At 34.9% G+C, this 26,425-nt stretch carries 23 protein-coding genes; 12 read left to right on the top strand and 11 right to left on the bottom strand.

The genetic code is table 11. The annotated features are described in order from the left end of the window. Positions 1–19: 19 nt before the first annotated feature. The 4 genes from QLS97_RS05785 to QLS97_RS05770 form a co-directional block, all read right to left on the bottom strand. Positions 20–331, bottom strand: a complete 312-nt coding sequence (locus tag QLS97_RS05785) for a hypothetical protein (RefSeq protein ID WP_282714882.1) — start codon at positions 329–331, stop codon at positions 20–22. A gap of 73 nt (positions 332–404) precedes the next feature. Further along, positions 405–935 carry a YceI family protein gene (locus QLS97_RS05780; protein WP_282714880.1) on the bottom strand — a complete coding sequence of 177 codons (531 nt, stop codon included), beginning with the start codon at positions 933–935 and terminating at the stop codon, positions 405–407. Positions 936–981: 46 nt separating this feature from the next. Beyond that, on the bottom strand, positions 982–1,734 hold the full coding sequence (locus tag QLS97_RS05775; protein WP_282714879.1) for a pirin family protein: 753 nt from the start codon (positions 1,732–1,734) through the stop codon (positions 982–984). Positions 1,735–1,824: 90 nt separating this feature from the next. Beyond that, entirely contained in the window at positions 1,825–2,406 is a 582-nt protein-coding gene (locus QLS97_RS05770) for a Crp/Fnr family transcriptional regulator (protein WP_282714876.1), read from the bottom strand. A gap of 151 nt (positions 2,407–2,557) precedes the next feature. Here QLS97_RS05770 and udk point away from each other — a divergent pair, with 151 nt between their 5' ends. The 5 genes from udk to QLS97_RS05745 all read left to right on the top strand — a co-directional run bounded on the left by udk (position 2,558) and on the right by QLS97_RS05745 (position 8,120). Then, on the top strand, positions 2,558–3,166 hold the full coding sequence (udk, locus tag QLS97_RS05765) for a uridine kinase (RefSeq protein ID WP_282714874.1): 609 nt from the start codon (positions 2,558–2,560) through the stop codon (positions 3,164–3,166). Between the two features lie 140 nt (positions 3,167–3,306). Continuing rightward, complete coding sequence (locus tag QLS97_RS05760) at positions 3,307–3,627, top strand: FtsB family cell division protein (RefSeq protein WP_099714581.1); 321 nt, start codon at positions 3,307–3,309, stop codon at positions 3,625–3,627. A 62-nt stretch (positions 3,628–3,689) separates the two neighbouring features. Continuing rightward, positions 3,690–5,054, top strand: coding sequence for a methylmalonyl-CoA mutase subunit beta (locus tag QLS97_RS05755; RefSeq protein ID WP_282714872.1), 1,365 nt, complete (start codon positions 3,690–3,692; stop codon positions 5,052–5,054). 67 nt (positions 5,055–5,121) lie between these two features. After that, entirely contained in the window at positions 5,122–7,260 is a 2,139-nt protein-coding gene (scpA, locus tag QLS97_RS05750) for a methylmalonyl-CoA mutase (RefSeq protein ID WP_282714870.1), read from the top strand. A gap of 341 nt (positions 7,261–7,601) precedes the next feature. Further along, the gene (locus QLS97_RS05745) at positions 7,602–8,120 is read left to right on the top strand and encodes a hypothetical protein (RefSeq protein ID WP_282714869.1); all 519 of its coding nucleotides are present in this window, start codon (positions 7,602–7,604) and stop codon (positions 8,118–8,120) included. A gap of 70 nt (positions 8,121–8,190) precedes the next feature. Here QLS97_RS05745 and QLS97_RS05740 read toward each other — a convergent pair whose 3' ends face one another. The 5 genes from QLS97_RS05740 to dapF form a co-directional block, all read right to left on the bottom strand. Continuing rightward, entirely contained in the window at positions 8,191–8,838 is a 648-nt protein-coding gene (locus QLS97_RS05740) for a peptidoglycan-binding protein LysM (protein ID WP_282714868.1), read from the bottom strand. Between the two features lie 97 nt (positions 8,839–8,935). Beyond that, a complete protein-coding gene (locus QLS97_RS05735; protein WP_282715553.1) occupies positions 8,936–9,814 on the bottom strand; it encodes a DUF2279 domain-containing protein in 879 nt (292 codons plus the stop codon). Positions 9,815–9,858: 44 nt separating this feature from the next. Next, positions 9,859–10,899, bottom strand: coding sequence for an endolytic transglycosylase MltG (gene mltG, locus QLS97_RS05730; RefSeq protein ID WP_282715551.1), 1,041 nt, complete (start codon positions 10,897–10,899; stop codon positions 9,859–9,861). Positions 10,900–10,989: 90 nt separating this feature from the next. After that, a complete protein-coding gene (locus tag QLS97_RS05725) occupies positions 10,990–11,523 on the bottom strand; it encodes a GNAT family N-acetyltransferase (protein ID WP_282714866.1) in 534 nt (177 codons plus the stop codon). 18 nt (positions 11,524–11,541) lie between these two features. Continuing rightward, positions 11,542–12,324 carry a diaminopimelate epimerase gene (gene dapF / locus QLS97_RS05720; protein WP_282714864.1) on the bottom strand — a complete coding sequence of 261 codons (783 nt, stop codon included), beginning with the start codon at positions 12,322–12,324 and terminating at the stop codon, positions 11,542–11,544. 137 nt (positions 12,325–12,461) lie between these two features. Between dapF and QLS97_RS05715 the strand changes: the two genes are divergently transcribed. Further along, on the top strand, positions 12,462–13,862 hold the full coding sequence (locus tag QLS97_RS05715; protein WP_282714862.1) for a S1C family serine protease: 1,401 nt from the start codon (positions 12,462–12,464) through the stop codon (positions 13,860–13,862). A 158-nt stretch (positions 13,863–14,020) separates the two neighbouring features. Then, a complete protein-coding gene (locus tag QLS97_RS05710; RefSeq protein ID WP_282710472.1) occupies positions 14,021–15,469 on the top strand; it encodes a glyceraldehyde-3-phosphate dehydrogenase in 1,449 nt (482 codons plus the stop codon). Positions 15,470–15,742: 273 nt separating this feature from the next. On the opposite strand, the gene QLS97_RS05705 is transcribed toward QLS97_RS05710, so the two are convergent. Continuing rightward, on the bottom strand, positions 15,743–17,149 hold the full coding sequence (locus tag QLS97_RS05705) for an APC family permease (RefSeq protein ID WP_282714860.1): 1,407 nt from the start codon (positions 17,147–17,149) through the stop codon (positions 15,743–15,745). 380 nt (positions 17,150–17,529) lie between these two features. Here QLS97_RS05705 and QLS97_RS05700 point away from each other — a divergent pair, with 380 nt between their 5' ends. The 4 genes from QLS97_RS05700 (at position 17,530) to QLS97_RS05680 (ending at position 21,535) form a co-directional block, all read left to right on the top strand. After that, complete coding sequence (locus QLS97_RS05700; protein ID WP_282714859.1) at positions 17,530–18,294, top strand: Abi-alpha family protein; 765 nt, start codon at positions 17,530–17,532, stop codon at positions 18,292–18,294. A 160-nt stretch (positions 18,295–18,454) separates the two neighbouring features. Further along, positions 18,455–18,787 (top strand): hypothetical protein, encoded by a 333-nt coding sequence (locus QLS97_RS05695; protein WP_282714856.1) that lies wholly within the window; start codon positions 18,455–18,457, stop codon positions 18,785–18,787. Positions 18,788–18,953: 166 nt separating this feature from the next. After that, positions 18,954–19,814: an NAD(P)-dependent oxidoreductase gene (locus QLS97_RS16900; RefSeq protein ID WP_345956936.1), complete on the top strand. Its 861-nt coding sequence runs from the start codon at positions 18,954–18,956 to the stop codon at positions 19,812–19,814. A gap of 98 nt (positions 19,815–19,912) precedes the next feature. Continuing rightward, positions 19,913–21,535 carry a S41 family peptidase gene (locus tag QLS97_RS05680; RefSeq protein ID WP_282714854.1) on the top strand — a complete coding sequence of 541 codons (1,623 nt, stop codon included), beginning with the start codon at positions 19,913–19,915 and terminating at the stop codon, positions 21,533–21,535. Positions 21,536–21,629: 94 nt separating this feature from the next. On the opposite strand, the gene QLS97_RS05675 is transcribed toward QLS97_RS05680, so the two are convergent. After that, a complete protein-coding gene (locus tag QLS97_RS05675; protein WP_132065763.1) occupies positions 21,630–21,857 on the bottom strand; it encodes a CDGSH iron-sulfur domain-containing protein in 228 nt (75 codons plus the stop codon). 327 nt (positions 21,858–22,184) lie between these two features. On the opposite strand from QLS97_RS05675, the gene QLS97_RS05670 reads away from it, so the two are divergent. Beyond that, the gene (locus QLS97_RS05670; RefSeq protein ID WP_282714852.1) at positions 22,185–26,333 is read left to right on the top strand and encodes an HYR domain-containing protein; all 4,149 of its coding nucleotides are present in this window, start codon (positions 22,185–22,187) and stop codon (positions 26,331–26,333) included. Positions 26,334–26,425: the final 92 nt, after the last annotated feature.

Raw genomic sequence — 26,425 nt, 5'->3', positions numbered from 1 at the left:
GCTCTCTTTTTTGTTTCTGCTAATTTTTATTGTTTTCCAAGGCAAGTAAAATTTCACTTTTCAGCAAACCACTTCCACCGCCATAATGCTGAACAATAATTATATTTGGATTCTGTTTATTGAAAAAAGTGCACAAATTAGTTTCACTTTCTTCTTGAATTCCGGAACCTAACAATACAAGTGAAAAATCTTTTCTTATAAAAATCTCCTTAGCTTCCTCATCGTTCATAACGCCTACTCCATTCCAATTCTCATTTGCATTTATTAATCGGACTACAGTTGCCAAAATTTCGAGATGTCTTCCTATGTATAAAATATTTATGGTTTCCATCATTCCAATTTTTAAAAAACACAAACCTCAAGAGAAATAATTCTTTGAGATTTGTGCTTAATTTATTTTAAAATTATTGTTGCACAAATTGCAATTCGATATTCAAGCGAACTTCTTCGCTTACTAAAACACCGCCAGTTTCAAGAGCCGAATTCCAGTTTAATCCCCAATCTTTTCTGTTAATTTTTCCTTCTAATGTAAGTGCCATTTTAGTATTTCCCCATGGATCTTTCATTAATCCTCCATATTCTGCAGCTAATTTAACTGATTTTGTAACACCGTGTAAGCTTAAATCACCAACCAATTCATATTCACCCTCATTAATCTTGGTGAAAGAAGTAGCGCTAAATTTAATTTCTGGAAACTGTGCAGCATCAAAAAAATCTGGGCTCAATAAATGAGTATCTCTATCAGCATTTCCAGTTGTTATCGAATCAATTGCTCCGGTGAATTCAATTTTTGCGTTTTCAAAATCGTTATCTTCTGCTTCAATCGTTGCATCAAATTTTGAAAATTTACCTGAAACATTAGTGAACATCATGTGTTTCACTTTAAAACCAATTTCTGAGTGTGTTGGGTCAATTACCCATTTTGTTGTTGACATAGTATTCTTATTTATTATTAGTTATTGCTATTATTCGTTTATTTAATTACAATTTCATTGGCACTTCCATCAATAAGATTTCGGCATTGGCTGAATTAGCGGTAATTTTAATTGCATTGGTATCCCAAATTCCTAATCCGTCACGTTCATTTAAAGCAATGTTTCCTATCGTGAAATCCCCTTTTAAAACAAAAGCATAAATTCCATTTCCTGCTTTTTTCAATTCATACGAAGTAGAAAAATCATTGTCAAACTTTCCAATATGAAACCAAGCATCTTGATGAATCCAAACGCCTTCATCTTCTGGATTTGGCGATAAAATTTGTTGTAATTTATTGTGACGATCGTTTAAATCTAAAGTGATTTGGTCATAACGAGGTGTTACATTTTTTTGATTCGGATAAATCCAAATCTGCAAAAACTTAACCAACTGATCTTTGTTTTTGTTGTACTCGCTGTGAAAAATCCCAGTACCGGCGCTCATCGCTTGAATATCTCCTTCCTTGATTACGGTAGTATTTCCCATACTGTCTTGGTGCTCTAAATCACCTTCGAGCGGAATAGAAATAATTTCCATATTATCATGCGGATGTTTCCCAAAACCCATTCCTTGATTGACTCTGTCATCATTCAAAACGCGCAGCACACCAAAATTCATACGTTCTGGATTGTGATAATTTGCAAAACTAAAAGTGTGATAGGATTCTAACCAACCATGATTAGCATGACCGCGCGTATCCGCTTTATGCAAAACTGAATTCGTAATTGCACTGTCTATTATTTTATCTGTATTTTCCATTGTCGTGTTCTTTAATATTGTGGTACAAAGTTGCGTCAAAAAAAAAGCGCATGCATTGAACTAGGACAAGAAATGAAAAATAACTAGAATTTAGTGTTTGGCGATTTTAGTTCTTATTTTACTTAGAAATTCGGCAGAAATACCCAAATAAGAAGCAATATAATGCTGGGCAACGCGCTGAGAAAGTGTGGGATAATGGTCGAGAAACTCTAAATATTTCTCGGTGGCAGTTTTAGAAATAGTATTAAATAAACGATCTTGAGTAACCGCAAGACTCCTTTGCATTAGGATACGGAAAGCGCGTTCAAACTTAGGTGCTCTGACGAATAATTCTTCTTTAGTGTCAGGGCTGAACATAAAAAACTCACAATCTTCCAATGTTTCGATATACACCCTACTTGGTTTCTCTTCATAAATACTAAAAGAAATATCGCTCACCCAAGCATTTTCGATGGCAAATTGTAAAATGACTTCAAAACCATTGGCATCAATATAATATTTCCGGACACAACCTTTGATTACAAAAGCTTCAAAATTGCACATTTCGCCTTCATGAAGTAAAATCGTTTTCTTAGGAACCGTTTTATATTCCAATAAAGAATTGAAAATTTCTAATTCTTTCGGTTCAAAAGTGACATAGCGACTTATATTTTTATTGATTTGTGTATACAAAATAGTCAGTTTTAGAAACTAAAGATAGAAAAAAATGTCAATTAATAACGACCCATAAATATATTAAATTAGCAACATTTCCTCAAAAAACAAAATCCACTCCCAATTAAATTCCTATTTTTGTCCCGATAAAATACATAACAAAAAAATTATGCTCATTATAGGAATTGCAGGTGGTACAGGAAGCGGAAAAACAACCGTTGTACATCAAATTATGAATGAATTACCAGAAACCGAAGTAGGAATTATTTCGCAAGACTCGTATTATAAAGAAAATCACGGACTGTCATTTGATGAAAGAGCATTAATTAATTTTGATCATCCGCGTGCCATTGATTTCGAATTATTGGTAACTCACCTTAAGGAATTAAAAGAAGGAAACAACATCCATCAACCCGTTTATTCGTTTGTGACACACAATAGAACGGACGATACCGTTTTTACACATCCTCGAAAAGTGATGATTGTAGAAGGGATTTTAATTTTGGCAAATCCAGAATTAAGAGAATTATTTGATGTAAAAATATACGTTCATGCTGATTCTGACGAACGATTAATCCGCCGTATGAAACGCGATATCACTGAACGTGGCCGAGATATGCATGAAGTAATCAACAGATACCAAACAACATTAAAGCCAATGCACGAACAGTTTATAGAACCAACAAAAGCATTTGCAGACATTATTATACCAAACGATAAATACAATACGGTAGCCATTGATGTAGTTCGTGCGGTAATAAATCAAAAAATTCTATAATTTAGTTGTAATTTTAGAGTAATAATTATTAGGAGCTATTTCCCGCTTTCCGTTGCAATCTTTTAGTAGGTGAATCTTCCTTCGTCATCATCACCTACTAAAAGGATTTTCACTATAATCGGGGCTAAAAAAAATAAAAAATGACAAATCCGTATAAAGACAAACCTTGGTTTAAATTTTTAAGTAACAAATATGTCTGGGTCTTGTTATTTTTTGCTACTTGGATGATTTTCTTGGATAACTATTCCTATTTCGGACATCGTGTTTTAGACAAACAAATCAACGAATTGGAAGACAATGCAAATTATTATAAGGAAGAAATAAAAAAGGACCAAGAGAATATCAAGCAATTAAAAAATTCAGAACAGATAGAAAAATACGCCCGAGAGAAATACTATATGAAAAAAGATAGTGAAGATATTTATATCATTGAATTCGAAGGCGACACGATTGAAAAATAAAACACCAAGTTTCGGTTCGTTCTCCTTTGGAGAAGGCTGGGATCAGGAAAACCAAAAACAAAATGACAACAAATCTTTTCGATGATTTCAATCCCATTTCCTCCAAACAATGGAAACAAAAAATCCAATTTGAACTCAATGGAGCGGATTATAATGAAACCTTAGTTTGGAATTCTCCCGAAGACATCCAAGTGAAACCTTTTTATCATAAAGATGAGTTCTCTAAAGTTTTTTCGGTAACTACAAAAGCTACAAATTTCAGGATTTGCCAAAACATATTTGTTTACGACATTGATAAATCAATCGAAAGAGCATTAGATTCCTTGAGTCGCGGTGCTGAGAGCCTTCGTTTTACAATTGAAAATGAATCGATAGATGTTACCAATCTATTGGAGATATTACCTTTAGAAAAAGTTACCGTTTACTTTCATTTGGGTTTTATCTCAATCGATTTCGTCAAAAAAATTGATGCTTTTGCAAAGAAAAACAATACTACTATTTTCTGTAATCTGGATCCAATTGGGCAATTAGCCAAAGATGGAAACTGGTTTACAACCAAAGAAAAGAGCAATTTTGACACCCTAAATTTACTTTCGACATCAGCTACGTCTGTATCTTTAATAAGCATCAATACGTCATTGTATCAAAATGCTGGTGCCAATATGGTGCAACAAATTGCCTATAGTTTAGGACATGCCAATGAATATTTCAATAGAATTGAAGTTATAAATAAACCCATTGTTTTTGAAGTTGCCGTTGGGACAAATTACTTTTTTGAAATTGCAAAACTGCGTGCTTTACGATTACTTTTTAATCTGGTTGCCAAAGAATACAACCACAACTTAGATTGCAACATCATTGTTTCGCCTACAAAACGAAACAAAACATTATACGATTATAACGTAAATATGTTGCGTACCACAACCGAATGTATGAGTGCAATTATTGGCGGAGCGGATGCTATTGCTAATTTGCCTTATGATGCGTTGTACCACAAAGACAATGAATTTGGAGACCGAATCGCGAGAAATCAATTGTTGATTCTCAAAAACGAAAGTTACTTTGACAAAGTTAATAATCCGGCTGACGGCAGTTATTATATAGAAAATCTCACCAATCAATTAGCTGAAAAATCGTTGGCTTTATTCAAAGATATGGAGGCAAATGGCGGTTTCCTGAAACAACTTAATGATGGAATCATCAAAAGGAAAATTCAGGAAAGTGCTGATACAACTCAAGCATTATTTGACAACGGTAAAGAAATTTTATTGGGAACAAACAAACATCCCAACAAACAGGATAAGATGAAACACGATTTAGAACTGTTCCCTTTTGTAAAAGTCAAACCAAGAAAAACATTGATTACACCAATAATCGAAAAACGTCTGGCAGAAAAAATAGAACAAGAACGATTGGATCTTGAATAACATTCCCCAATTTCGATTAATCAAAATTAAAAATTCATCAGCATTCGTGTAATTTGGTACTAAACAAATGAAAAGAAAAGATTTACAACATATAAAATTAAAAAGTACACCGTTGAAAGTGGAGAATGAAAATTCTTTGACTGATGCATTTCTAACCGCAGAAGGAATCGAACTAAAACCAACGTATTCGGAACAAGATATTGAGAATCTTAACCATCTTGATTTTGGAGCTGGTTTTGCACCAAATTTACGCGGACCTTACGCAACAATGTACGTCCGCAGACCTTGGACAGTACGCCAATATGCAGGATTTTCAACTGCTGAAGAAAGCAATGCTTTTTACAGAAGAAACCTAGCAGCGGGTCAAAAAGGACTCTCCATCGCTTTTGATTTACCTACGCATCGCGGCTATGATTCTGATCACGAACGTGTGGTAGGCGATGTTGGAAAAGCGGGAGTTGCGATTGATTCCGTGGAAGATATGAAAGTATTATTCGACCAAATTCCGCTAGACGAAATGTCAGTTTCTATGACGATGAATGGCGCCGTTTTACCCATTATGGCTTTCTATATTGTCGCCGCCGAAGAACAAGGCGTAAAACCCGAGTTACTTTCTGGAACGATACAAAATGACATTCTGAAAGAATTCATGGTGCGTAACACGTATATTTATCCGCCAACTCCTTCGATGAAAATCATTGCTGATATTTTTGAATTCACCAGCAAAAAAATGCCCAAATTCAACTCGATTTCTATTTCAGGATATCATATGCAAGAAGCGGGAGCCACTGCTGATATTGAATTAGCTTACACTCTGGCCGATGGATTGGAATACATTAGAACTGGATTAGCAACCGGAATGAAAATTGATGAGTTTGCTCCAAGATTATCTTTTTTCTGGGCGATTGGTATGAACCATTTTATGGAAATTGCCAAAATGCGTGCCGGAAGAATGATATGGGCAAAACTGGTGAAACAATTCGAACCAAAAGACGATAAATCATTAGCCTTGAGAACCCATTGTCAAACTTCGGGTTGGAGTTTAACCGAGCAAGATCCTTTCAATAATGTGGCACGAACCTGTATTGAAGCAGCCGCAGCCGCTTTTGGAGGAACACAATCTTTACATACCAATGCTTTGGATGAAGCCATAGCTTTACCAACGGATTTCTCGGCAAGAATTGCCAGAAACACACAGCTTTATTTACAAGAAGAAACTAAAATTACCAAAACCGTTGATCCTTGGGCCGGCAGTTATTATGTAGAAAGTTTGACGAATGAAATTGCCGAAAATGCTTGGAAGCTTATTGAAGAAGTGGAAGAACTGGGCGGAATGACTAAAGCCATCGAATCTGGAATTCCGAAACTTAGAATCGAGGAAGCCGCAGCCAGAAAACAAGCAAGGATAGACAGCGGCCAGGATATCATTGTGGGCGTAAATCAATACCGATTAGAAAAAGAAGATCCTTTACAGATTCTTGATGTGGATAACCAAATGGTTCGCAAGCAACAATTGGAACAATTAGACCGAATTAAAGCGACCAGAGATACAGAAAAAGTACAAAATTCACTAAAAAAACTAACCCTTTGTGCACAAACAGGAGAAGGTAATTTACTGGAAATTGCTGTTGAAGCTGCTAGAAACCGAACTACATTAGGAGAAATCAGTGATGCACTGGAAGCGGTTTTTGGAAGATACAAAGCACAAATTAAATCCTTTAGCGGTGTGTATAGTAAAGAAATAAAAGACGACAAAAGTTTTGAAAAAGCAAAACAATTAGCAGATGAATTTGCTAAAAAAGAAGGACGTCGCCCTCGAATAATGATTGCCAAAATGGGGCAAGATGGGCACGATCGCGGCGCAAAAGTTGTTGCTACCGGTTATGCTGATGTAGGTTTTGATGTAGACATTGGTCCACTTTTTCAAACACCGGCTGAAGCTGCAAAACAAGCAGTAGAAAATGATGTGCATATTTTAGGAGTTTCCTCTCTAGCTGCAGGACACAAAACTCTTGTACCGCAAGTAATCGAAGAACTAAAAAAATACGGTCGGGAAGATATTATGGTGGTTGTAGGCGGAGTAATTCCTGCACAAGATTACCAGTTTTTATTTGATGCCGGTGCAGTTGCCGTATTTGGACCCGGAACAAAAATCAGTGAAGCTGCCATTAAAATATTAGAAATTTTAATCGACAGTTTCGAATAAAAAAGAATACTATAGTTGTCAATTCTATCTAAAGCACCAATCAAAAGATTGGTGCTTTTTTTGTTTTTTATTAAAAAGGAAGAACATACTATTCCTATTAAAAAAGAAATGATTTCACTGATTTTATTAACATAAGTTATGGTATAAATTAACGCAAAAAAATGAATTAAAAAGCTAAATTTACATAAGAATATTCATTTTTATTAAAAATTTAAAATTGTAAATTACTGATATATAGATAATTAAATAACTATAGAAGGGGAAGTAAAACAGCAAGCCTTAGAATATATTAGTTTATTGCAATTACGAAAAATCATTAATTAATTTAAAACTTAAATATTATGAAAGCACTAATTATTATACTTTTTTTAAGCGTTACTATAGCATCATATTCACAAGAAACTCCAAAAGGTAAAATTAAAATCGAAGAATTACCAGGCGTAGTTATCAAAAGAGTGGGATCAGATTTTTCTGTTTATATTCCTGACAACAATCCAGACCAAAGAGTACGAACTGTAGAAGAAAAATTTATTGCCTTTGATTTAGGTAAAGATGCTGAAGGATTTGAAGAATACCTCGTAGTAATGGAAGTAAAAAATGGCTCTTTGACCGCTACTTATAATGAAAACGGTAAATTAATACGCGTTGTGGAAGAATTCAAAAATGTAAAACTTCCCGGTGAGGTTATCTATTCTATTTACCGAGCATATCCAGGTTGGTCCATTGTAAATGACAGCTTTCTTTATTCACAAGAAGAAGGAGATATCATCAAAAAACAATATAACATTAAAATCAAAAAAGATAAGGAAACCATGAAATTAGTGGTGCGCCCCAATGGAGAAATTCTTAAAGCGAAATAATTCCATATAGAATAAAAAAAAGGCTGCCAAAAGTAATTTCAGACAGCCTTTTTTATGTTGTTTAAACTATTTAGATCTGTATATTTTTTACGTTTGCATTGCCATCAGCAACTATAGACGAAGTATCATAACCACCAAATAGTTTCATATACGTTCTTATAGAAGTTCCGTAAGCATCTCTAAAATAACGCTTACCCTTATTTTTAAAATATTTTTTTACTGATCCGGCACCGCCTAGATGAGCCGCAGCTAAAATTCCAGATTCAGTAACATGTATTCCGTTGAGTATTGTTCCTTCGTATTTTTCAATTTCCTTTTTCAACTCCCATTTATTTTTAGCCAAAAGTGCAATAAATGCTTTTTCCTGTAATTCAGGACTGTTCAAAAAAGCGGAACTATTGCGAACTCCAACAGACTTTAAAGTTTCAATACCAAATTGGTATTTACCTAAATATCCTAAAGAATTGATTTTTTTATATTTACTTTCAGATTCTCTGTATCCGATTGCTTCCTTAAAGCCAACGAAAAAATTTCCAGTAAAAGGGATGTTCGAATTGATGTAATCTTCTTGCTTTTCAGAAGGAAATAAGTAGTGTGTTCCTTCTTCTTCATTGATAAGAAACCAAGGGCTGGTTTCTAAGTTAAACGGTTTAAAACCTGAGCTTAAAAAAACTGTAATTACAGTCAGACTAGTGTAAAAATACCACTTCTTTATCATAAATTGTTTTTCTTCAAAACGCTGTCCCGTTAAGAAATTTCTATGCGCAAAGATACAACAAAAATAATTATACTGATAATCAGATAGTTAAACTTTTCTAAAAATAGATTAAGTGGTATTTTATATCGTTAAAGCGCACAAATTCGATTGTCGGCGCAGGAATTTTAACGGTATTAAAAATGGAAAAAACGGTCTTCAAAAAATGGGATTTGGTCTTAATTTTTGTCAAATCTACATCCAAACTCAGGTAAAATTGTCTGAATCTTTTTGGATTAGAAGTTAAAACAGGGGGTGTATCTTCTATATTTCCGGATATCATTCCATCAGCCCCATAACCCAAAGCCAAATTAAGCCATTTTGGTATTTTTGAGCTTTTAGCAAAAGAATGTAAATTGACCGAAAGCCAATACGTTTGTCCATTATAGTCTTTTAGAATTTGCTCTGTAAACGAACTTCCTAAAACTTCAGGTCTGTAACTGGCATATTTTGTAGCATGAAAAGAGAATTTAGGCGTAATGCGTTGTTCCTTCCAGATTAATTCTTGTGAAATATATAAAGCCGTTCCAGAAGCATTGGCCACAACATCTCCTAATGAAGCGCCCCATTCAGAGGAATATCCATCTAAAACCTCAACTGCAGTTAAAAATACAAAGCCCAAGCCTGCTCCGTACAGCATTTGATTTTTTTTATTGGCACCACTCCATTGTAGCATTTCAGCACCAAATCGTCCCAAATGATACGAAGAAAATACATGACCGGCTTTATCCATTTGGAGCCACTCTGAATTGTCATTTATAAAATGAAAGTCAGATTTGGGATACTCGGCGTACCAAATCTGGTTTAAACCTATTAAAGTTCCCGTAGCCAAAACTGCTTCGGAAATGATAACTGCATTTTGTCTTTTAGTATCTAAAGAATCGGATGGTTTGAAGAAACTATCCGATGTGTTTTGTGAAAAACCAGTTTGGGAAACCATCCAAAACAGCAACAAAAAGACAAAGCTTTTACTCCATCCCAAAACTACCTTTTTACGCCTTGACTGTTGATCCAATCCGAATATTTTTTGGCGTTTTTATTGTGTTCCTCTAACGTAGCGGCAAACTCGTGGTACCCAAAACGCTCCACACTGGCACAGAAATAAATGAAATTGTTTTTCTCAGGGTCTAAAACAGCTTCTAATGCTGTAATATCAGGCATAGCGATAGGTCCAGGAGGCAGCCCTACATTCATATACGTATTGTAGGGATGACTCATCGTCAAATCATTGTAAAAAACTCTTTTGATAACTTGGTCGAAATCATTCGATTTCTTTTTCATTGCAAAAATAACTGTTGGATCTGCTTGTAATGGCATTTGCGCTCTTAAACGATTCAAATACACACCGGCAATTCTTGGTCTTTCGTCTTTTTTTACGGATTCTTTGTGAACGATTGAAGCCAGAATAGTCGCTTCAATAGGATTTAATCCTTGTTTCTGTGCTTTGGCAACTCTTTCTTTATTCCAAAAATTACGGTATTCTTTGATCATTTTATCGCGGAACTTTTCAGCCGTAGTGTTCCAATAAATCTCATACGTATTCGGAATAAATAGCACCAAAACATTTTCTTCGTTAAAACCGTTTTCTTTCAAGAAAATAGAATCTTTAAACGAAGTCAGTAATGATAAACTGTCGGCTTCTATTTGAGAACCTACACGTCCGGCTAAATTCTCCACTCGTTCCTGATTATTGAATGCCAATTTCACAGGCGAATTAAGTCTTAAGGTTTTTACTAATTCATAACTGTTCATTCCTTTTGTGAATAGAAAACGACCCGGAATTACATTATCAGAATAGCCTCTTTTATTCGCCACCATTTCAAAACGGTCCATATTCTCAACATACGGCGCAATTATTTTCTTGACATCTTCATATTTAGAATCCGTTGGAACGTAGATATACACTTCTTTATCTGTAAATTTTGTGTTGCCAGAAAAAATCTGTTTCAATAGTATTAATCCATAAATCATTAATATTGATATTAAAACAACAGAAGCAATGGTGATGATTTTCTTAATATTCATATGTGGTGTTATTTTTTTCATGGAATAATGATATGACCATTCTTCCTATTTATTTGATTTTGAAACGATACTGATTCAAAACTAAAAAATTTAAAATTTAGTATTGATTAATTGAAAAATAGCTTCGTCTTTATAAACGCCGTTCACAAAGGTCCAATCTTTCTTGACGCCTATCATTTCGAATCCAAATTTAGTAAAAAGTGCTTTACTAGCTTCATTTTCGGTTCCTATATTTGCATATAATTGATGTAAATTAAGATTACAAAAAGCATATTCGATTAATAACCCTAAAGCTTCTGAGCCAATATTCTGTTTTCGGTTTTCGTTGTCTTGGATAACAATACCTACTCCTGCCCTGTTATTCTTTGGATCAAAATCAAATAAATCGATTAAACCCAAAGCGGGAAAATCCTGATCCTGACAAATAGCCAATCGCAATTGCTTAGCCTCATAAATATCCTGATGGGCATTTTCTAAATATTGTTTGACTAAAAACCGGCTGTAAGGCGTATGCGTATTACTGACTTCCCAAATGCTCTGGTCGTTTTCTATGGCATACACAAACTCCAAATCATTGGGTTCTAATGCACGAATATAGATATTGTCGCCTTTTAATGTTTTCATTTTTGATTTAGAATTTGTTTAAATCTCAATCGTTCCTTTAAATACAAATTCCGCCGGTCCTTTCAGAAAAACATGGGTAAACTGCCCTTCTTTTTTTTCAAAAAAAACCACTAATTTTCCGCCTTCAACATTCAAATCAATGGAAGAAGCATCCGTTTTTCCTAAAACGTTCATCGCAATTGCAACTGCGGTCGCTCCTGTTCCACAAGAAAGGGTTTCATCTTCTACACCTCTTTCATATGTTCGTAGCGAAAAAGTGGTGTCGTCAATTTGTTTGACAAAATTAATGTTGCTTCCTGCTTTCCCGTACAAATCTCCGTATCGAATAGCAGCTCCGTTTTCTTTTATATTGTAATTTTCTAAATCATCAACCAATTGCACATGATGTGGCGAACCAGTATTTAGAAATACATGATCCGAACTTACTTTTACCTCAGCAACATCAATCATTTGAAGTGAAACCAATCCGTCATCCGCAATTGTCGCGTGGTGCAAACCATCTGTCGCGATAAAAGTAGTTTCATTCTCGATTACGTTCAGCTTTTTGGCGAAAGCCACTAAACATCTTCCACCATTGCCACACATGGAACTTTGGTTTCCATCAGAGTTGTAATAGACCATTTTGAAATTAGTTTCAGAGTCATTTTCCAGCAAAATAAGACCATCGCCTCCTATTCCAAAACGTCTGTCGCATAAATGCGCAATGAGTTGTGTATTCTCTTTTGGAAAAAACTCTGAACGATTATCAATCATGACAAAATCATTTCCTGTTCCTTGGTATTTATAAAATTCTAGTTGCATTTTAATTGAATTGAGTGATACAAAAGTACGAACTATTAATGAAATGTTAATCATTGTTAAAGAGCGTTAAACTACATTTTCTGAATCAATTTTAGTTTTATTTTTACAGGGAAATATCTTAATAAACGAATTTAATTATGAAAAAAATTTCAACACTATTTATGGTTTCCTTGTTGAGCGGAGTAGTAACACTCGGTTCATACAAATTATTATTTGACACCAATGGATATTTTTCTAATGATAAAAATTCAGGAGTCACAACGGCATCCGATTCTTACGGAAAGAAAGTAGGATTATCATCGGATGTACTTGATTTTACTGAGGCTGCAGAAAAAACCATCCATACGGTTGTACACGTAAAAAACGTCTCTCGCAGAACGATTACGAATCCTATTTTAGAATATTTCTATGGGTATAAAGGAGGACAGTCCCAGGAGCAAGTAGGAACAGGTTCTGGAGTTATCATTTCTGAGGACGGTTATATCGTAACCAACAATCACGTTATTAAAGGCGCATCAGAAATTGAAATCACCCTAAACAACAAAAAATCATACGTGGCAAAACTCATTGGAACCGATTCTAAAATGGACATTGCCTTATTGAAAATTGATGCGAATGAAAAATTACCGTATACTGTTTTTGCCAATTCTGATTCGGTGAAAGTAGGCGAATGGGTTTTGGCTGTCGGTAATCCGTATAATTTAACGTCCACGGTAACCGCCGGAATTGTTTCGGCGAAAGCCAGAGATTTAGACACCAGTGGAATCCAATCTTTCATACAAACAGATGCTGCGGTAAACCCAGGAAACAGTGGTGGTGCCTTAGTGAATACGCGTGGTGAACTGATAGGAATCAATACGATGATTTCCTCCATGACGGGTTCTTATGTAGGTTATTCATTTGCAGTTCCTTCGAATATTGCCCGAAAAATCATTGAAGATTTAATGGAATTTGGAAATGTACAACGTGGAATTCTTGGCGTTGAAGGAGGCGAATTGAACAGCATTAGTTCTAAAGAATTAGGCATAACACAAACGCAAGGTTTCTACATTAATAAAGTAACTAAAAATTCAGGTGCAGAAAAATCTGGACTTGGAAAAGGCGATGTCATCATCAAATTAGACGAACAAAATGTGGCCACTTTTGCTGATCTTTCTGGATACATCAATACGAAAAGACCGAATGACAAAGTGCAGGTTACGTATATCAGAGATGGAAAAACAAGAGTGGTTCCTGTAGTTTTAAGCAAAAATGAATTTTTCAATGCTGAATTTAAAGGTATCGAATTAGAGAACATTGAAGCTGCTGACAAAAAGAAGTTTAAAATTGATTACGGTGTACGAATCAAATCCATAAGCAGCCAAAACTTGAAACAATACGAAGACGAATTAATAGGAAATATTATTTTGAGTATTGATAATGTAAAAGCTACCGATGTGGAAACCGTTTCTAAACTTTTAAGTAAAAAAGAGGAAAGCCAAACGGTACGTATCGAAATGATTAATAAAAACGGAGAAATTATGCGTGTGATTCTCTAACGCATCCCCGCTTTAAAAAACCAAAGCCATCTTAAAAAACAAGGTGGCTTTTTTATTTTACAAATAAATCATAAAATGCGTTACGAAATCGATTGAAATGGGTACTTTTGCGCAAATTTTAAAAAATACAATCACTTATTTTTCATTAAATTTTCAACATGGCAACCACAACTTTATACGAAAAGGAAGTTACTTTTCAAGCCGACAGGCGACGTGCAGGAGTAAAACTGATTAAAATTATCAGCGATTTATGGTATGATAAATCCATAGAAATGGTTTTATTTCGAAATCAATTAATTGATAGAAATGTCAGTGATATTATCAACCTGCATGAATATGCTGCTGAATTTGTAGGTAAACCTATTTCAGTTTTTGATTCGGTTAAAATTGCAAAAGCGATTTTAGAATTGAATCTGCCGCCTGCAAAACTGGACATTGGCAAACTGACGTATGAATATGGTTTAGAAGAAGATAAATATCCGGATGCCAAGTATTTTGTAATTGACAAACTTAAAAACGCTAAAGACTCTGAGGAAATTCAGCCGAAAGATGTTGTGCTATATGGTTTTGGCCGAATTGGTCGACTATTAGCCCGAGAATTAATGTCTAAAACCGGAAAAGGAAGTCAAATGCGATTGCGCGCTATCGTGACACGCGATAAAAATGACGCCAATTCTCTTGAAAAAAGAGCTTCCTTATTGCGATATGATTCCATTCACGGCGATTTTCAAGGATCAGTAACTGCTGATACTGAAAATAATGCTTTGATTATCAACGGAACCACCGTTCACATTATTACCGCAAACGGACCTGAAGAAATTGATTATACGCTTTTTGGAATCGATAATGCATTGGTAATTGACAACACAGGCGCTTTTACAACCCACGAAGCATTAAGCCGACATTTGGTTTCCAAAGGTGTGGATAAAGTATTGCTTACCGCTCCCGGAAAAGGAGTTCCAAATATTGTTCATGGCGTAAACCATAACGAATACAATCCTGATGAAATCAACATTTTTTCGGCTGCGTCGTGCACTACCAATGCGATTACACCAATATTAAAAGCTGTTGAAGATACTTTAGGAGTTGTAAAAGGACATTTAGAAACCATCCATGCTTACACAAACGACCAGAATCTTGTGGATAATATGCACAAAAAATACCGTCGTGGTAGAGCAGCAGCCTTAAATATGGTAATTACTGAAACGGGCGCCGGAAGTGCTGTTGCAAAAGCATTGCCAAGCCTTGCCGGAAAATTAACCTCAAATGCGATTCGGGTACCGGTTCCTAACGGTTCATTAGTAGTCTTGAATCTTGAAGTGTCCAGAGAGACATCGCTGTTAGAAATCAATGCCATCATGAAAAAATATGCGTTGGAAGGCGAACTGGTAGAGCAAATCAAATATTCTTTGAATAACGAATTGGTTTCTTCGGATATCGTGGGAACATCGGCTCCCGCCATTTATGATAGTAATGCCACAATCGTTTCTACCGATGGTAAAAATATCGTGTTATACATTTGGTACGATAACGAATACGGATACAGCCACCAGGTAATCCGATTAGCAAAATACATTGCCAAAGTAAGACGTTTTACGTATTACTAGCCTATAGATTACAGGTTGATGGTTGCAGATTGTAATTTTTAGTTTTTTAGTTTTTAGATTTAGATTGAAGAAAGCAGCAACCCAGCCTGAATTAAATAGAAAATCCGTCGCGTTATCAAAACGAGACGGATTTTTTTGTTATTCTACTGAATTTAGCCACAGATGACACAGAATAAACGGATTTTCACTGATTTCCAAAAAGTTATATTTAAAAATTCGATTTAACATCCACAAATTAATAATTAATAATTCATAACTCATAATTAAAAAAAACTACTCCTTAGCTTTTGTCAAATAATATACTGGTATACCTATCAGCATAATCAAAACTCCCCAACCACTTGTACTCGTTTTAGTATACAACAAAGCAATACAAATCGCCGTTGCTATAATTAGGTATAATCCCGGCAAAAATGGATATCCAAAAGCTTTATATGGTCTTTCGGCATTTGGCATTTTTTTACGAAGAATAAATATTCCCAAGATAGTCAGAATATAAAATATCAAAACGATGATGACCACAAAATCCAGTAAATCCCCATATTTCCCTGTGAGACACAACGCCGAAGCCCAAATACACTGCGCCCAAATAGACCAAGCCGGTACACTGGCATGATTCAATTCAGCCGCTTTCTTGAAGAAAACACCGTCTTGCGCCATCGTATAATACACTCTGGCTCCCGCCATAATCAATCCGTTGTTGCAGGCAAAAGTCGAAATCATAATCATCACAGCGATAATTAATGTTCCCACTGAACCAAAAATACTTTGCGAAGCCACAACAGCCACACGATCAGATTCTGCCGTTGCAATTTCATACAAAGGTACCACTGCTAAATACATGATATTTGCCAAAATATAAATCACACTCACAATTAAGGTTCCTAAGAACAAACTCAATCCCACATTGCGTTTTGGATTTTTTATTTCACCAGCGATAAAAGTTACCCCTTCCCAAGCCACACTCGAGAACATCGAACCTACTAATGCTGCCGAAATTCCAGATATCAATGCCGTTCCACTGATGGGCAACCACGAACCCGTTTCTACATTTAGTGTTTGTGACGTCCAGGCATTCGTCCAGTTAGCGTCCCAAACCTCAGCTTTGGCAGCCATAAAACCAAAAATAATCAAACCTGCCAACGATAAAATTTTGATAACCGTCAAAACTGTTTGTAGAATCTTAGAGTTTTTCACCCCGCGACTGTTGATGTAACTCAGCAAAATAATGGTGAAAATAGAAACAATCTGAGCCGCATTGAGTTTGAAATCCCCTATTTCATATAAAATATTCTTATCACTTAAAGGTGCGTACAAATAGGCGGCAAATTTAGCAAAAGCCACACCCACAGCAGCAATTGTCCCCGTTTGTATCACGGCAAAGAAACTCCAACCGTACAAGAAACCCACCAGTTTCCCGTAGGCTTCCTTGATGTACACATATTGACCACCCGCTTTAGGAAACATCGCGCTCAACTCACCATAACTCACGGCAGCAATCACGGTAATCGTTCCCGTAAGCACCCACATGGCAATCAACCAACCGGCAGATCCCAACTGGCGAACCATATCGGAGCTCACAATAAATATCCCGGAACCTATCATAGAACCCACCACAAGCATGGTTCCGTCGAGTAATCCTAATTCTCTTTTAAAATCGTCTGGTTTATGGTCTTCCATATTTTTTGGTTTTGGGGTTTTGGTTTTAGTTGGCTAAAGATATACTTTTTTTAGAAATTTCATAAATTGAAGGAGAAAAGTGAGAAGTTCAAAATAAAGAGTAAAGAGACAAGAGCAAAGAGTGAGAATTGACTAACCGATTGTTCCTTTGGGCGTGACCCTGCAGTAGCTTTGTCGTTCCTCCTCGCTACTTTGGGTCGGGCGGTACGCAAACCGCAATAACTAACCGTTTATTCCTTTCAATAAAATTTGTAAGAAAAATTTAATATATTTGAGAAAATATAAAGCGAAACAAACCTTCGCCAACCTACCCATATTTGGGTGAGTATACGAAGGTTTGTTTAGCTTATATACTAATTGGCAGATATAATAAAAAAGATATGGGAATAGAAGGAATTGAAAAATTAGCAAACATTTTAGGTGCTGATACTGTAAAAAAAATATACGAAGATGGCTTGTCTGAATCTGTTCAAGAAACAGGAAAAATTTCAACAGATTTTATTAAAGCTGCAAGATTATTTACTGCTCCAATTCAATATTTAGGTGCCTATCAAGACAGACTAACTAAATATTTAAATAAAGTTAGAGAAGGTGTTCCAGAAGAAAGACAAATTGAAGCACCAACTTCATTAAGTGGTCCAATTATGGACAGATTAAAATATTTAGAAGATGATAATTATCTATTAGATTTATATCTTTCTCTTTTGCAAAGAGCAATTGATAAGGATAGGATTAATGAGGCTCATCCTGCCTTTTTTCATATAATTGACCAACTTTCTCCTGATGAAGCATTAATCTTATTTTGCCTTTCAGAAAAATCAATACAATATGAATATACAATGGATTTAACAAAAAATTTTCTTGGCGAAAGTCAATTTGAAAATGTTAGAGTCGTAGTTGATTCTTTACCAAAAGAAAAACTTAATTTCACAGAACATTTTGAAATGTATGTATCTCATTTGGAATCGTTGAATTTGATAAAATGGTCACTTATAACAGAAACCCCAATCTGGGAAAATGGAGATAATACAGAGAAAAAAATACAAAACGGAATTTATCGGAAAACACATATTTATGCGACTAAATTTGGTAGTTTGTTTATTAAAGCTTGTATTCCAAAAGATAAAATATTCGTAATGAAATAAAATTACATCTGCCAACAGCTACTACAACGGATTTGGGCAATAGGATTAATTGAAAGTTGGTTTTGTATTTGGAATGATTTGGCAAATCCGAATAATGGGCTTAATTTAGTCCCAAACTGCGTGTAGCGCGGGGACGTTATAAAAAAAACTCAAAACAGAAATGAAATACGCTGAATTTAGCATCGACTCGAATAAAATAGAATTCTGGAATTCTATTTTTGGAATTGAAAGTGTCTTACTGAATGGGAAAAGAATTTCTAAAAAGTTTTCTTTTTCTGGTATTACCCATGAAATAAAACTACACGCCAGAGATTTAATATTAGAATCCAAATACAAACAATTCGACAAAAAAGAAATCAAACTCGAATTGAAAGAAAATGGCGTATTACTCAAGGAACAATTTGTAAAAATAGACAAAAAGCAAAGATTTTTTTGGATGTTAATTGGAGTAGCTACAGGAATTGCACTTTTTAAACTTCTAAATTTACTTTAGGAATACCTGAATTTATAAAACCCGTTCGCTTGGATGTTAATAATCCGTTCGACTCGCAATTTTATGTTTCTTTCCCAGAAATTAAACGTACTTTAGTGTCGCTTTCCTGATGTTAGTATAGCTTTTAACACCAAAACAGGAAACGTATCATTTAGCACTAAAAACTATGAATACATTAAAATTAGGATGGACAGGTCTTGGCAACATGGGAAATCCAATGGTTATGAACCTACTCAAAGCGGGTTTTGAAGTATCCGTTTTCAATCGTACCAAAGAGAAAGAAGCGCCATTACTGGCTGCAGGAGCAAAATCAGCAAGCAGTTTACAAGAACTAATGGAAACTTGTGACGTAGTTTTGACGATGTTATCCAATGACGCAGCTGTCAAAGAAGTTTTTGAAGGACCAACGGGTTTATTGTCTAAAACCAATCCTGGCAAAACCATCATCAATATGAGTACGGTTGCTCCGGAAACCTCGCGTTATTTAAACACCATTTGCAACCAACATAAAGTACATTTTATAGATGCTCCCGTTTCTGGAAGTGTAAAACCGGCACAAGACGGAACTTTGGTCATTCTCGTGGGCGCTTCGAATGAAGATTACGAAGTAGCCAAACCGATATTTGACGTTTTGGGTAAAATTGCGATTCATGTAGGCGAACCTGGCGTGGCAAGTTCAGCTAAGTTAGCCATCAATTATCTATTAGGATTGAATCTTCAAGGAATAGCTGAAACGGTTTTATTTGCCGAGAAAAACGGCGTGAGCAAAGAAGATATGCTCAACATCATCAATCAAGGCGCTTGCGGCAACGGAATTACGAATATCAAAACGCCTTCTATTCTGAACGACTCTTATCCGGCAGCATTTGCTTTGAAACATTTGGTTAAAGATTTAAGGCTGGCCAAAGAGGCCGGACTCGATTCCCCGCTAATTCATCCTTTGTACGACAGTTATGCTGCAGCAGAAAAAGAAGGATTAGGCGATCAAGATGTTATGGCGATTATCAGCAGTTTAAAGAGCAAGTAACACTGTGAAAACTGAAATAGCAATGATTTAATTCATTAATAATTGTAAGAAAATTTCAATATATTTGAAAAGCTATAAAGAAATAAGTTGGCTATAATATGAAAAAAACTTTTCTACTTTTAATCTGTTTCAGTTTTAATTACCTAATTGCTCAACAAGAGATTTCGGATACCAAAAAATTAGCTACAATTGCCAAAATTTATGGTTTTCTAAAATATTATCATCCAGAAGTTGGAAAAGGAAAATACGATTGGGATAACGAATTTATTAAATATCTCCCGCAAGTACTTGAAGCTAAAGACAAGGAATCATTATCAAAAATTTACAATAATTGGATTAACAGTTTGGGCAAGATTGAAAAATGCAAAAACTGTGATTCTGACCAACTTCTTTTTGATAAAAATTTCAATCTTTCTTGGACACAAGATTCAGAGATTTTCAATACTGAACTTACCGCAAAATTAAAATACATTGAAGAAAACAGATTTCAAGGAGAAAATTTCTATGTCACTACAGAACCTGTTGGAACTATTAAAGTTACAAATGAACCTGTTTATCAAAATTTTTCATATCCAAGTGAAGAATATAGACTTTTGGGCTTATTCAAATATTGGAATATCATAGAATATTTCTATCCTTACAAATATCTTACTGACCAAAAATGGGATTCTGTATTAACAGAAATGATTCCAAAATTTAGAAGTGCATCCAACAAAGAAGATTATCAATCTCTCGTTAAAGAACTCATTGCAAAATTAGACGATACACACGCTTGGGTCAGCTTCAATGCTGAGAAAGTCAAATACCTTCCTATCAAAATTTCAAACATTGACAATAAAGCTGTAGTTTCAGGTTTCTACAATGATTCTCTTGCGAAAGTTAATAATTTAAAATTAGGAGATATACTCCTAAAAATTAACGCCGTAAACATTCAAGAAGAAACAGAAAAAAAATCAAAATACATTTCTGGCTCGAATGCAAATATTAAAATTCGACAGACTTATCAAGAAATCCTCTTTGGAAAAGACAGTATAATAACATTAACTATAGAAAGGAATAACCAAATCGAAAAAATTCAAGCCAATCGATATAATTTTGATGACTTTAAATACTGGGACAGCCCAAAAGCAGTTAAAACAAAATCAATAAACGAAAAAATTGGTTATATAAACATGGCAAGTATTAAAGGTGCCGATGTTTCCGATATCTTTAAATCCTTTGAAAATAAAAAAGTAATAATAATTGACTTGAGGAATTATCCCGCTTCAATTTATAAACTGCTTTCAAAGCATTTAAATTCAGAAAAAAGAGATTTTAGTAAAATTTACAGTCCAAATATGGATTATCCGGGAATGTTCCGCTATAAAGAGAATTTACAAACAGGTATAAAAAACAGCAAAAATTTTAAAGGAAAAGTTATTCTTTTAGTAAATGATGAATCAATAAGTAAATCAGAATTTACTGCTATGGCAATACAAACGGCTGACAATGTAATTACAATTGGAAATCAAACAGCCGGAGCAGATGGAAACGTAGTTATTTTTGAGTACATTGGAGGTTACAAAACAGCAATTTCAGGAAATGGCATTCTGTATCCTGATAAAACCGAAACACAAAGAAAAGGAATTAAAATTGACATCAAAATTAAACCAACAATTGAGGGCTTAAAACAAGGTCGAGATGAAATTTTAGATAAGGCAATTGAATTAGGCTCCGAATAAAACATTGTTACTTCCGGTATCCAATCATGACAATAAAAAAAGCCAAACCTATAAAGATTTAGCTTTTCTTATTTAATCGAATCAGAAAATGATATTACTTCGTTTTCACTGGTGGCAAGTCAAATGCAGCAGATTCATGCTCAAAACCATTGCGGTGGGAACCATCACAAAAAGGCTTGTTTACTGATAATCCGCAACGGCAAAGACCCAAAGCCGTTCTTCCTTCTAATCCGTATGTTTTTCCTTCACAGTCTGTTATTTCGAAATCGCCTTCTATTTTTATAGATCCATTGCGATTGATTGTTAGTTTTGTCTTGCTCATAATGCTTTTTAATTTTTTAGAGTTCAAAGATTGCAAAAAATAGTAGTACCGTTTAGCATTACTATACTTTTTTATGAGGATAAAAGCTTATTTACATTAATTCTATTTTGCACGACAGCAGCTGGTAAAATCTCAAAAATACATTATCAAAAAATTCAAACTTTTTTCATAGTTAAATAAGTCCGAATCATATGATATCTGCAATATTTTAAATGACACATAAATTCTATCATTTAAAAAAAATATAACAAATCATTATATAAATAATAATATCTTAACATTAGAGGTTATATATTTGGGGATTAAATTCAAAAAAACCAATAACATATGAAACAATTTTACCAAATTCGCCATTTTTTGGCCTTTTTAAGTATTTTTTGTTGCTTCTCTGGATCCTTACTTGCCCAAGGAACATCGCCAGTACCGCAAAACATACCTTATGTACAAGATTTTTCCACGTTACCATCCTCTTCAACTACCTACCCTCCGGGATTCCAAGGTTGGACAGCAAGTGTAGCTCCTGGAAGTTCGTACAACACAAACGCAAATTTAGGTGCTGACAGAGCTTTAACTGCAAATAGTGCTGCCTCTACAACCAGTGGGAACTTTCATAATTACAATGGGAAAATTGGTTTTTTGAATAGTGGCTCTTTAGACTTAACTATTGGACTAGCTATCAACACAGTGGGTAAATCTGCGATTGAAGTACAATTTGACGCTATGGTGATTCGTAACCCATACGATGGTTCTGCTAATACACGTATCAATGAGATGGTATTGCAATATAGAATAGGAACTACTACCGTTTTCAATACATTACCCACTACTTCCTATTTAAGTAATACTGTAAGACAAACAACTTCAGGAGTTACAGCACCTTTAAATCCAGTAACTATCAAAGTGATTTTACCGGCTGAATGTAACAATCAAGAAGTGGTTCAATTAAGATGGATTTCTAAACAAAATTCCGGAAGTGGTTCACGTCCTTCTTTTGCTATTGATAATATCAAAATCCAAAATGATATTACTCCACCAGTAAATGTTGCTGGATTCCCTAAAATTGATACTATCCTTTCGGATGGGTTTGATTTTTCATCCCAAATAAACGAAACTGGAACAACCTATTTTGTTGTTTTAGCTGCTGGCAGTTCAAAACCAAGCCCTGCACAAATAATTGCGGGATTAGATTCAAACGGAAATACCGCACTTCAAGCTGACCTATTGCTAGTTACAGACGAAACTATCGTATATACAAAAAATATTACGGGATTAACTTTAGGTACAAGCTACGAAGTGTATTCCATTTCAAAAGATACTTTTGGAAACATACAAACAGAAGGAAATCAAATCAGTGTTAAAACATCTAGTGTTTTAACACCTAAATTATTACCTTCTATAAACAATCTTAATTTTGGTTATTCAGAACAGAATTTTGATTCAAAAACGTTAAATTATCAATTACAGTATGCAAATCTTACTGATGTAGTTACACTTACTGCTCAAGGGAATTTCAGTATTTCTAAAAATCAGAATGATAATTTTCAATCGACTCTGACTTTTGACGCTACTGATTTAGCTGCAAACAACAACATGACCGTTTATGTGCGATTTACACCTAATGCTCTAGGTGCTTCTTCGGGTTCTATTGTCCATCAATCTGCTGGTGCTGCCAATAAAACAGTTATTTTATCAGGAACAGGGATTAATCCATACATTCAAAACTTTAACGATGTGAATGTTTTAACTAATAGTGGCTGGACTGCATATAGCGTAAGTGGTGACAAAGTTAAATGGGCTAGCACAAGCACTCGTTTTAACAGCTCACCAGCTGCAGTGCTAATGAATGGATATTCAGAAACTGGAGCAAGTAAAGACTGGTTGATTTCACCAAGTTTACGTTTGGACAGCTTTGATAAATTTCCATTATTGTCATTTTATGCCCGTAAATTCTATGCTGGCAGTAATTTAAAATTAATGATATCTACTGATTATGATGGAATAAGCAATCCAGAAACAGCGACATGGACCGCTTTGGAAGGTGATTTCCCAAGCACAACAGGTGCCTTCAAACAATCTAAATACATCAATTTAGAAGCCTATAAAACAAATCATACTTATGTGGCTTGGGTTTATGAAACTCCAACTAATGCCGGGGATAACTCGGCAGAATGGACAATTGATGATGTGAGTATTACCAATGAAGCAACATTCTTGGCTTCAAATCCTAATTTAAATTTTGGAGAAGTAAGTCCAAATTCAACTTCTGACAGTCAATCGTTTATTTTCATGGCTGGAGGTTATGGCGATTTTACAATCGCAGCTCCTTTAGATTATCTATTATCTGTTGACAATGTAAATTTTGGTTCTAATGTAGTCGTTTCACAAACCGAAGCTCTTGCAGGAAAAACTATATATGCGCGGTTTGCGCCTACCTCTAAAGCCTTAAGCCTTTCTGGTTCATTGACAATTACTGCAACTGAGCTAAACCAGGAAATAGGTTTATTTACGGGTTCTTCTTTACCAAAAACAGAAACTTTTGATATTGTAACTTACAATTTGGAATTTTTCGGAAGTAATGTAATCGGTTCAACAGGAAGTGAATTTGGACCTATTGATGATGCTTTGCAAATTGAAAACGTTGCCAAGGTTATGAATAAACTGAACGCGGATGTCTATGTCATTCAAGAAGTTTCTGATGAACCTTCATTAGACCTATTGATTCAAAAAATAAGTATCAACGGAAAAACATTTGACAAAAGCGTTTCGCCTGCATGGTCTTATTCATTTGCTCCTGCAGATCCCCTTTTTCCAGATCAAAAATTAGTAGTACTTTATAATACTCAAACCACCAAAGTAAACAAAGCACGTGTTATGTTTAGTGATTTGTACGATAATATTCGTGCCGGAAACACAACATTGCCTAATTATCCGGGTAGCAGTTCAAGTTTTTTTGCTTCAGGACGCTTACCCTATTTAGTTAATGTGGAAACCAATATTAACGGAGTTAAAAAAGAAATAAATCTTATTGATCTTCACGGTCGTGCCAATAGCGGCAGCGATATTTCAAGATACAACATGCGTAAATATGATGCTGAATTTTTAAAAGACAGTTTGGACGCAGAGTATCCAAATGCGAACTTTATGATTTTAGGAGATTATAACGATGATGTAGATGTATCAGTTATTAGCCCTAATCCTTCATCATATCAGAAAATGGTAGCGGATACTGACCGTTACAATGCATTAACATTAGAAATCAGTAAAGCAGGAGCATATAGCTACTTAGGTTCTGGAGGATTTTTAGATCATATTATTGTATCCAATGAATTAACAAATGAGTACGTGCCGAATTCAGTTGCCGTTTATGACCCAAGATTAGATATTGCTAATTATGTAAATACAACTTCTGACCACGGACCTGTGATTGCACGTTTTGAGCTTAAAAAGCAGGAACAAACTATCGCTTTTCCATCGATTATTGTAAGCGAAACCGTTACTTCTTATGATTTAACAGCGACTGCAACATCCGGTTTAAACGTTACTTATATAAGTTCTGACGAGACAATTGCAAGAATAAACAACAATACAATCCAAATTGTTGGAGCAGGAACTGTTACTATTACGGCAACTCAATCAGGAAATGAGTATTATTCGGCTGCTGTTGATGCGACTCAGTCCCTTACTATAACTGATACTATTTTACCTGCTATTCCAACTTTAGCAAACATTACACAAAACAATGACAATGGATTTTGTGGTGCGATAGTTAATTTTGTAGCTCCAAGTGGAACGGATAATTTCTCAGGAGCTTCAACAATACAAACCGCTGGATTGCCTTCTGGTGCCGAATACCCAATAGGAACTACAACAAATACTTTTCAAGTAACTGATGCTTCCGGGAATTCAGCGATAAGTTCTTTTAACGTAACGGTAACTGATACCGAATTACCTACACTAATCTCTTCAGGAAACATCATTCAGAAAAAAGAAGGTAAACTACATGGAGTAGCGGTTACTTATACGCTTCCTGTAGGAAATGATAATTGTACTGGCTTTACTATTACTCAAACAGAAGGATTGTCTTCAGGAAGTATTTTCCCATTAGGAGTTACAACCAACACCTTCAAAATAGTTGATGCTTCAGGAAACACAGCAAACTGTTCCTTTACTGTAACAGTTGTTCAGGCAATAACTCCAAAAAATAGCGATGCAAACCCAGTGCTTTCTGTAGTGGCTCATCCTAATCCAGCAACTGATTTTGTAAACATTACTGTAAAAACGGATGCACCAAAAAACATGACATTGAGACTATATGATATCTTTGGAATGTTAATTGGATCACCTATTGAAATTAGTGGTATCACAACTGAAAACACAATTCAAATCAATGTAAGTAATTTTAGAAGAGGCGTTTATGTATTCACATTAAGTACTGAAAACAAAATTTTATTTACTGACAAAATAATCAAAAAATAACACCCATTACCTAATATTAAAAAAGCCAGATTCTTAATGAGTCTGGCTTTTTTTTTAATGTATTCACAATAGAATATTATCGGTTCTTAAAT

This window comes from Flavobacterium yafengii (genome assembly GCF_030010375.1).
GTDB classification, from domain to species: Bacteria; Bacteroidota; Bacteroidia; order Flavobacteriales; family Flavobacteriaceae; genus Flavobacterium; species Flavobacterium yafengii.
This window is presented reverse-complemented; position numbering and strand designations above follow the sequence as displayed.

Coding starts and splice junctions, on each gene's coding strand:
- QLS97_RS05785 (WP_282714882.1), bottom strand. CDS start 331: ATGGAAACCATAAATATTTTATACATAGGAAGACATCTCGAAATTTTG.
- QLS97_RS05780 (WP_282714880.1), bottom strand. CDS start 935: ATGTCAACAACAAAATGGGTAATTGACCCAACACACTCAGAAATTGGT.
- QLS97_RS05775 (WP_282714879.1), bottom strand. CDS start 1,734: ATGGAAAATACAGATAAAATAATAGACAGTGCAATTACGAATTCAGTT.
- udk (WP_282714874.1), top strand. CDS start 2,558: ATGCTCATTATAGGAATTGCAGGTGGTACAGGAAGCGGAAAAACAACC.
- QLS97_RS05760 (WP_099714581.1), top strand. CDS start 3,307: ATGACAAATCCGTATAAAGACAAACCTTGGTTTAAATTTTTAAGTAAC.
- QLS97_RS05755 (WP_282714872.1), top strand. CDS start 3,690: ATGACAACAAATCTTTTCGATGATTTCAATCCCATTTCCTCCAAACAA.
- scpA (WP_282714870.1), top strand. CDS start 5,122: ATGAAAAGAAAAGATTTACAACATATAAAATTAAAAAGTACACCGTTG.
- QLS97_RS05745 (WP_282714869.1), top strand. CDS start 7,602: ATGAAAGCACTAATTATTATACTTTTTTTAAGCGTTACTATAGCATCA.
- QLS97_RS05740 (WP_282714868.1), bottom strand. CDS start 8,838: ATGATAAAGAAGTGGTATTTTTACACTAGTCTGACTGTAATTACAGTT.
- QLS97_RS05735 (WP_282715553.1), bottom strand. CDS start 9,814: ATGGTTTCCCAAACTGGTTTTTCACAAAACACATCGGATAGTTTCTTC.
- mltG (WP_282715551.1), bottom strand. CDS start 10,899: ATGAATATTAAGAAAATCATCACCATTGCTTCTGTTGTTTTAATATCA.
- QLS97_RS05725 (WP_282714866.1), bottom strand. CDS start 11,523: ATGAAAACATTAAAAGGCGACAATATCTATATTCGTGCATTAGAACCC.
- dapF (WP_282714864.1), bottom strand. CDS start 12,324: ATGCAACTAGAATTTTATAAATACCAAGGAACAGGAAATGATTTTGTC.
- QLS97_RS05715 (WP_282714862.1), top strand. CDS start 12,462: ATGAAAAAAATTTCAACACTATTTATGGTTTCCTTGTTGAGCGGAGTA.
- QLS97_RS05710 (WP_282710472.1), top strand. CDS start 14,021: ATGGCAACCACAACTTTATACGAAAAGGAAGTTACTTTTCAAGCCGAC.
- QLS97_RS05705 (WP_282714860.1), bottom strand. CDS start 17,149: ATGGAAGACCATAAACCAGACGATTTTAAAAGAGAATTAGGATTACTC.
- QLS97_RS05700 (WP_282714859.1), top strand. CDS start 17,530: ATGGGAATAGAAGGAATTGAAAAATTAGCAAACATTTTAGGTGCTGAT.
- QLS97_RS05695 (WP_282714856.1), top strand. CDS start 18,455: ATGAAATACGCTGAATTTAGCATCGACTCGAATAAAATAGAATTCTGG.
- QLS97_RS16900 (WP_345956936.1), top strand. CDS start 18,954: ATGAATACATTAAAATTAGGATGGACAGGTCTTGGCAACATGGGAAAT.
- QLS97_RS05680 (WP_282714854.1), top strand. CDS start 19,913: ATGAAAAAAACTTTTCTACTTTTAATCTGTTTCAGTTTTAATTACCTA.
- QLS97_RS05675 (WP_132065763.1), bottom strand. CDS start 21,857: ATGAGCAAGACAAAACTAACAATCAATCGCAATGGATCTATAAAAATA.
- QLS97_RS05670 (WP_282714852.1), top strand. CDS start 22,185: ATGAAACAATTTTACCAAATTCGCCATTTTTTGGCCTTTTTAAGTATT.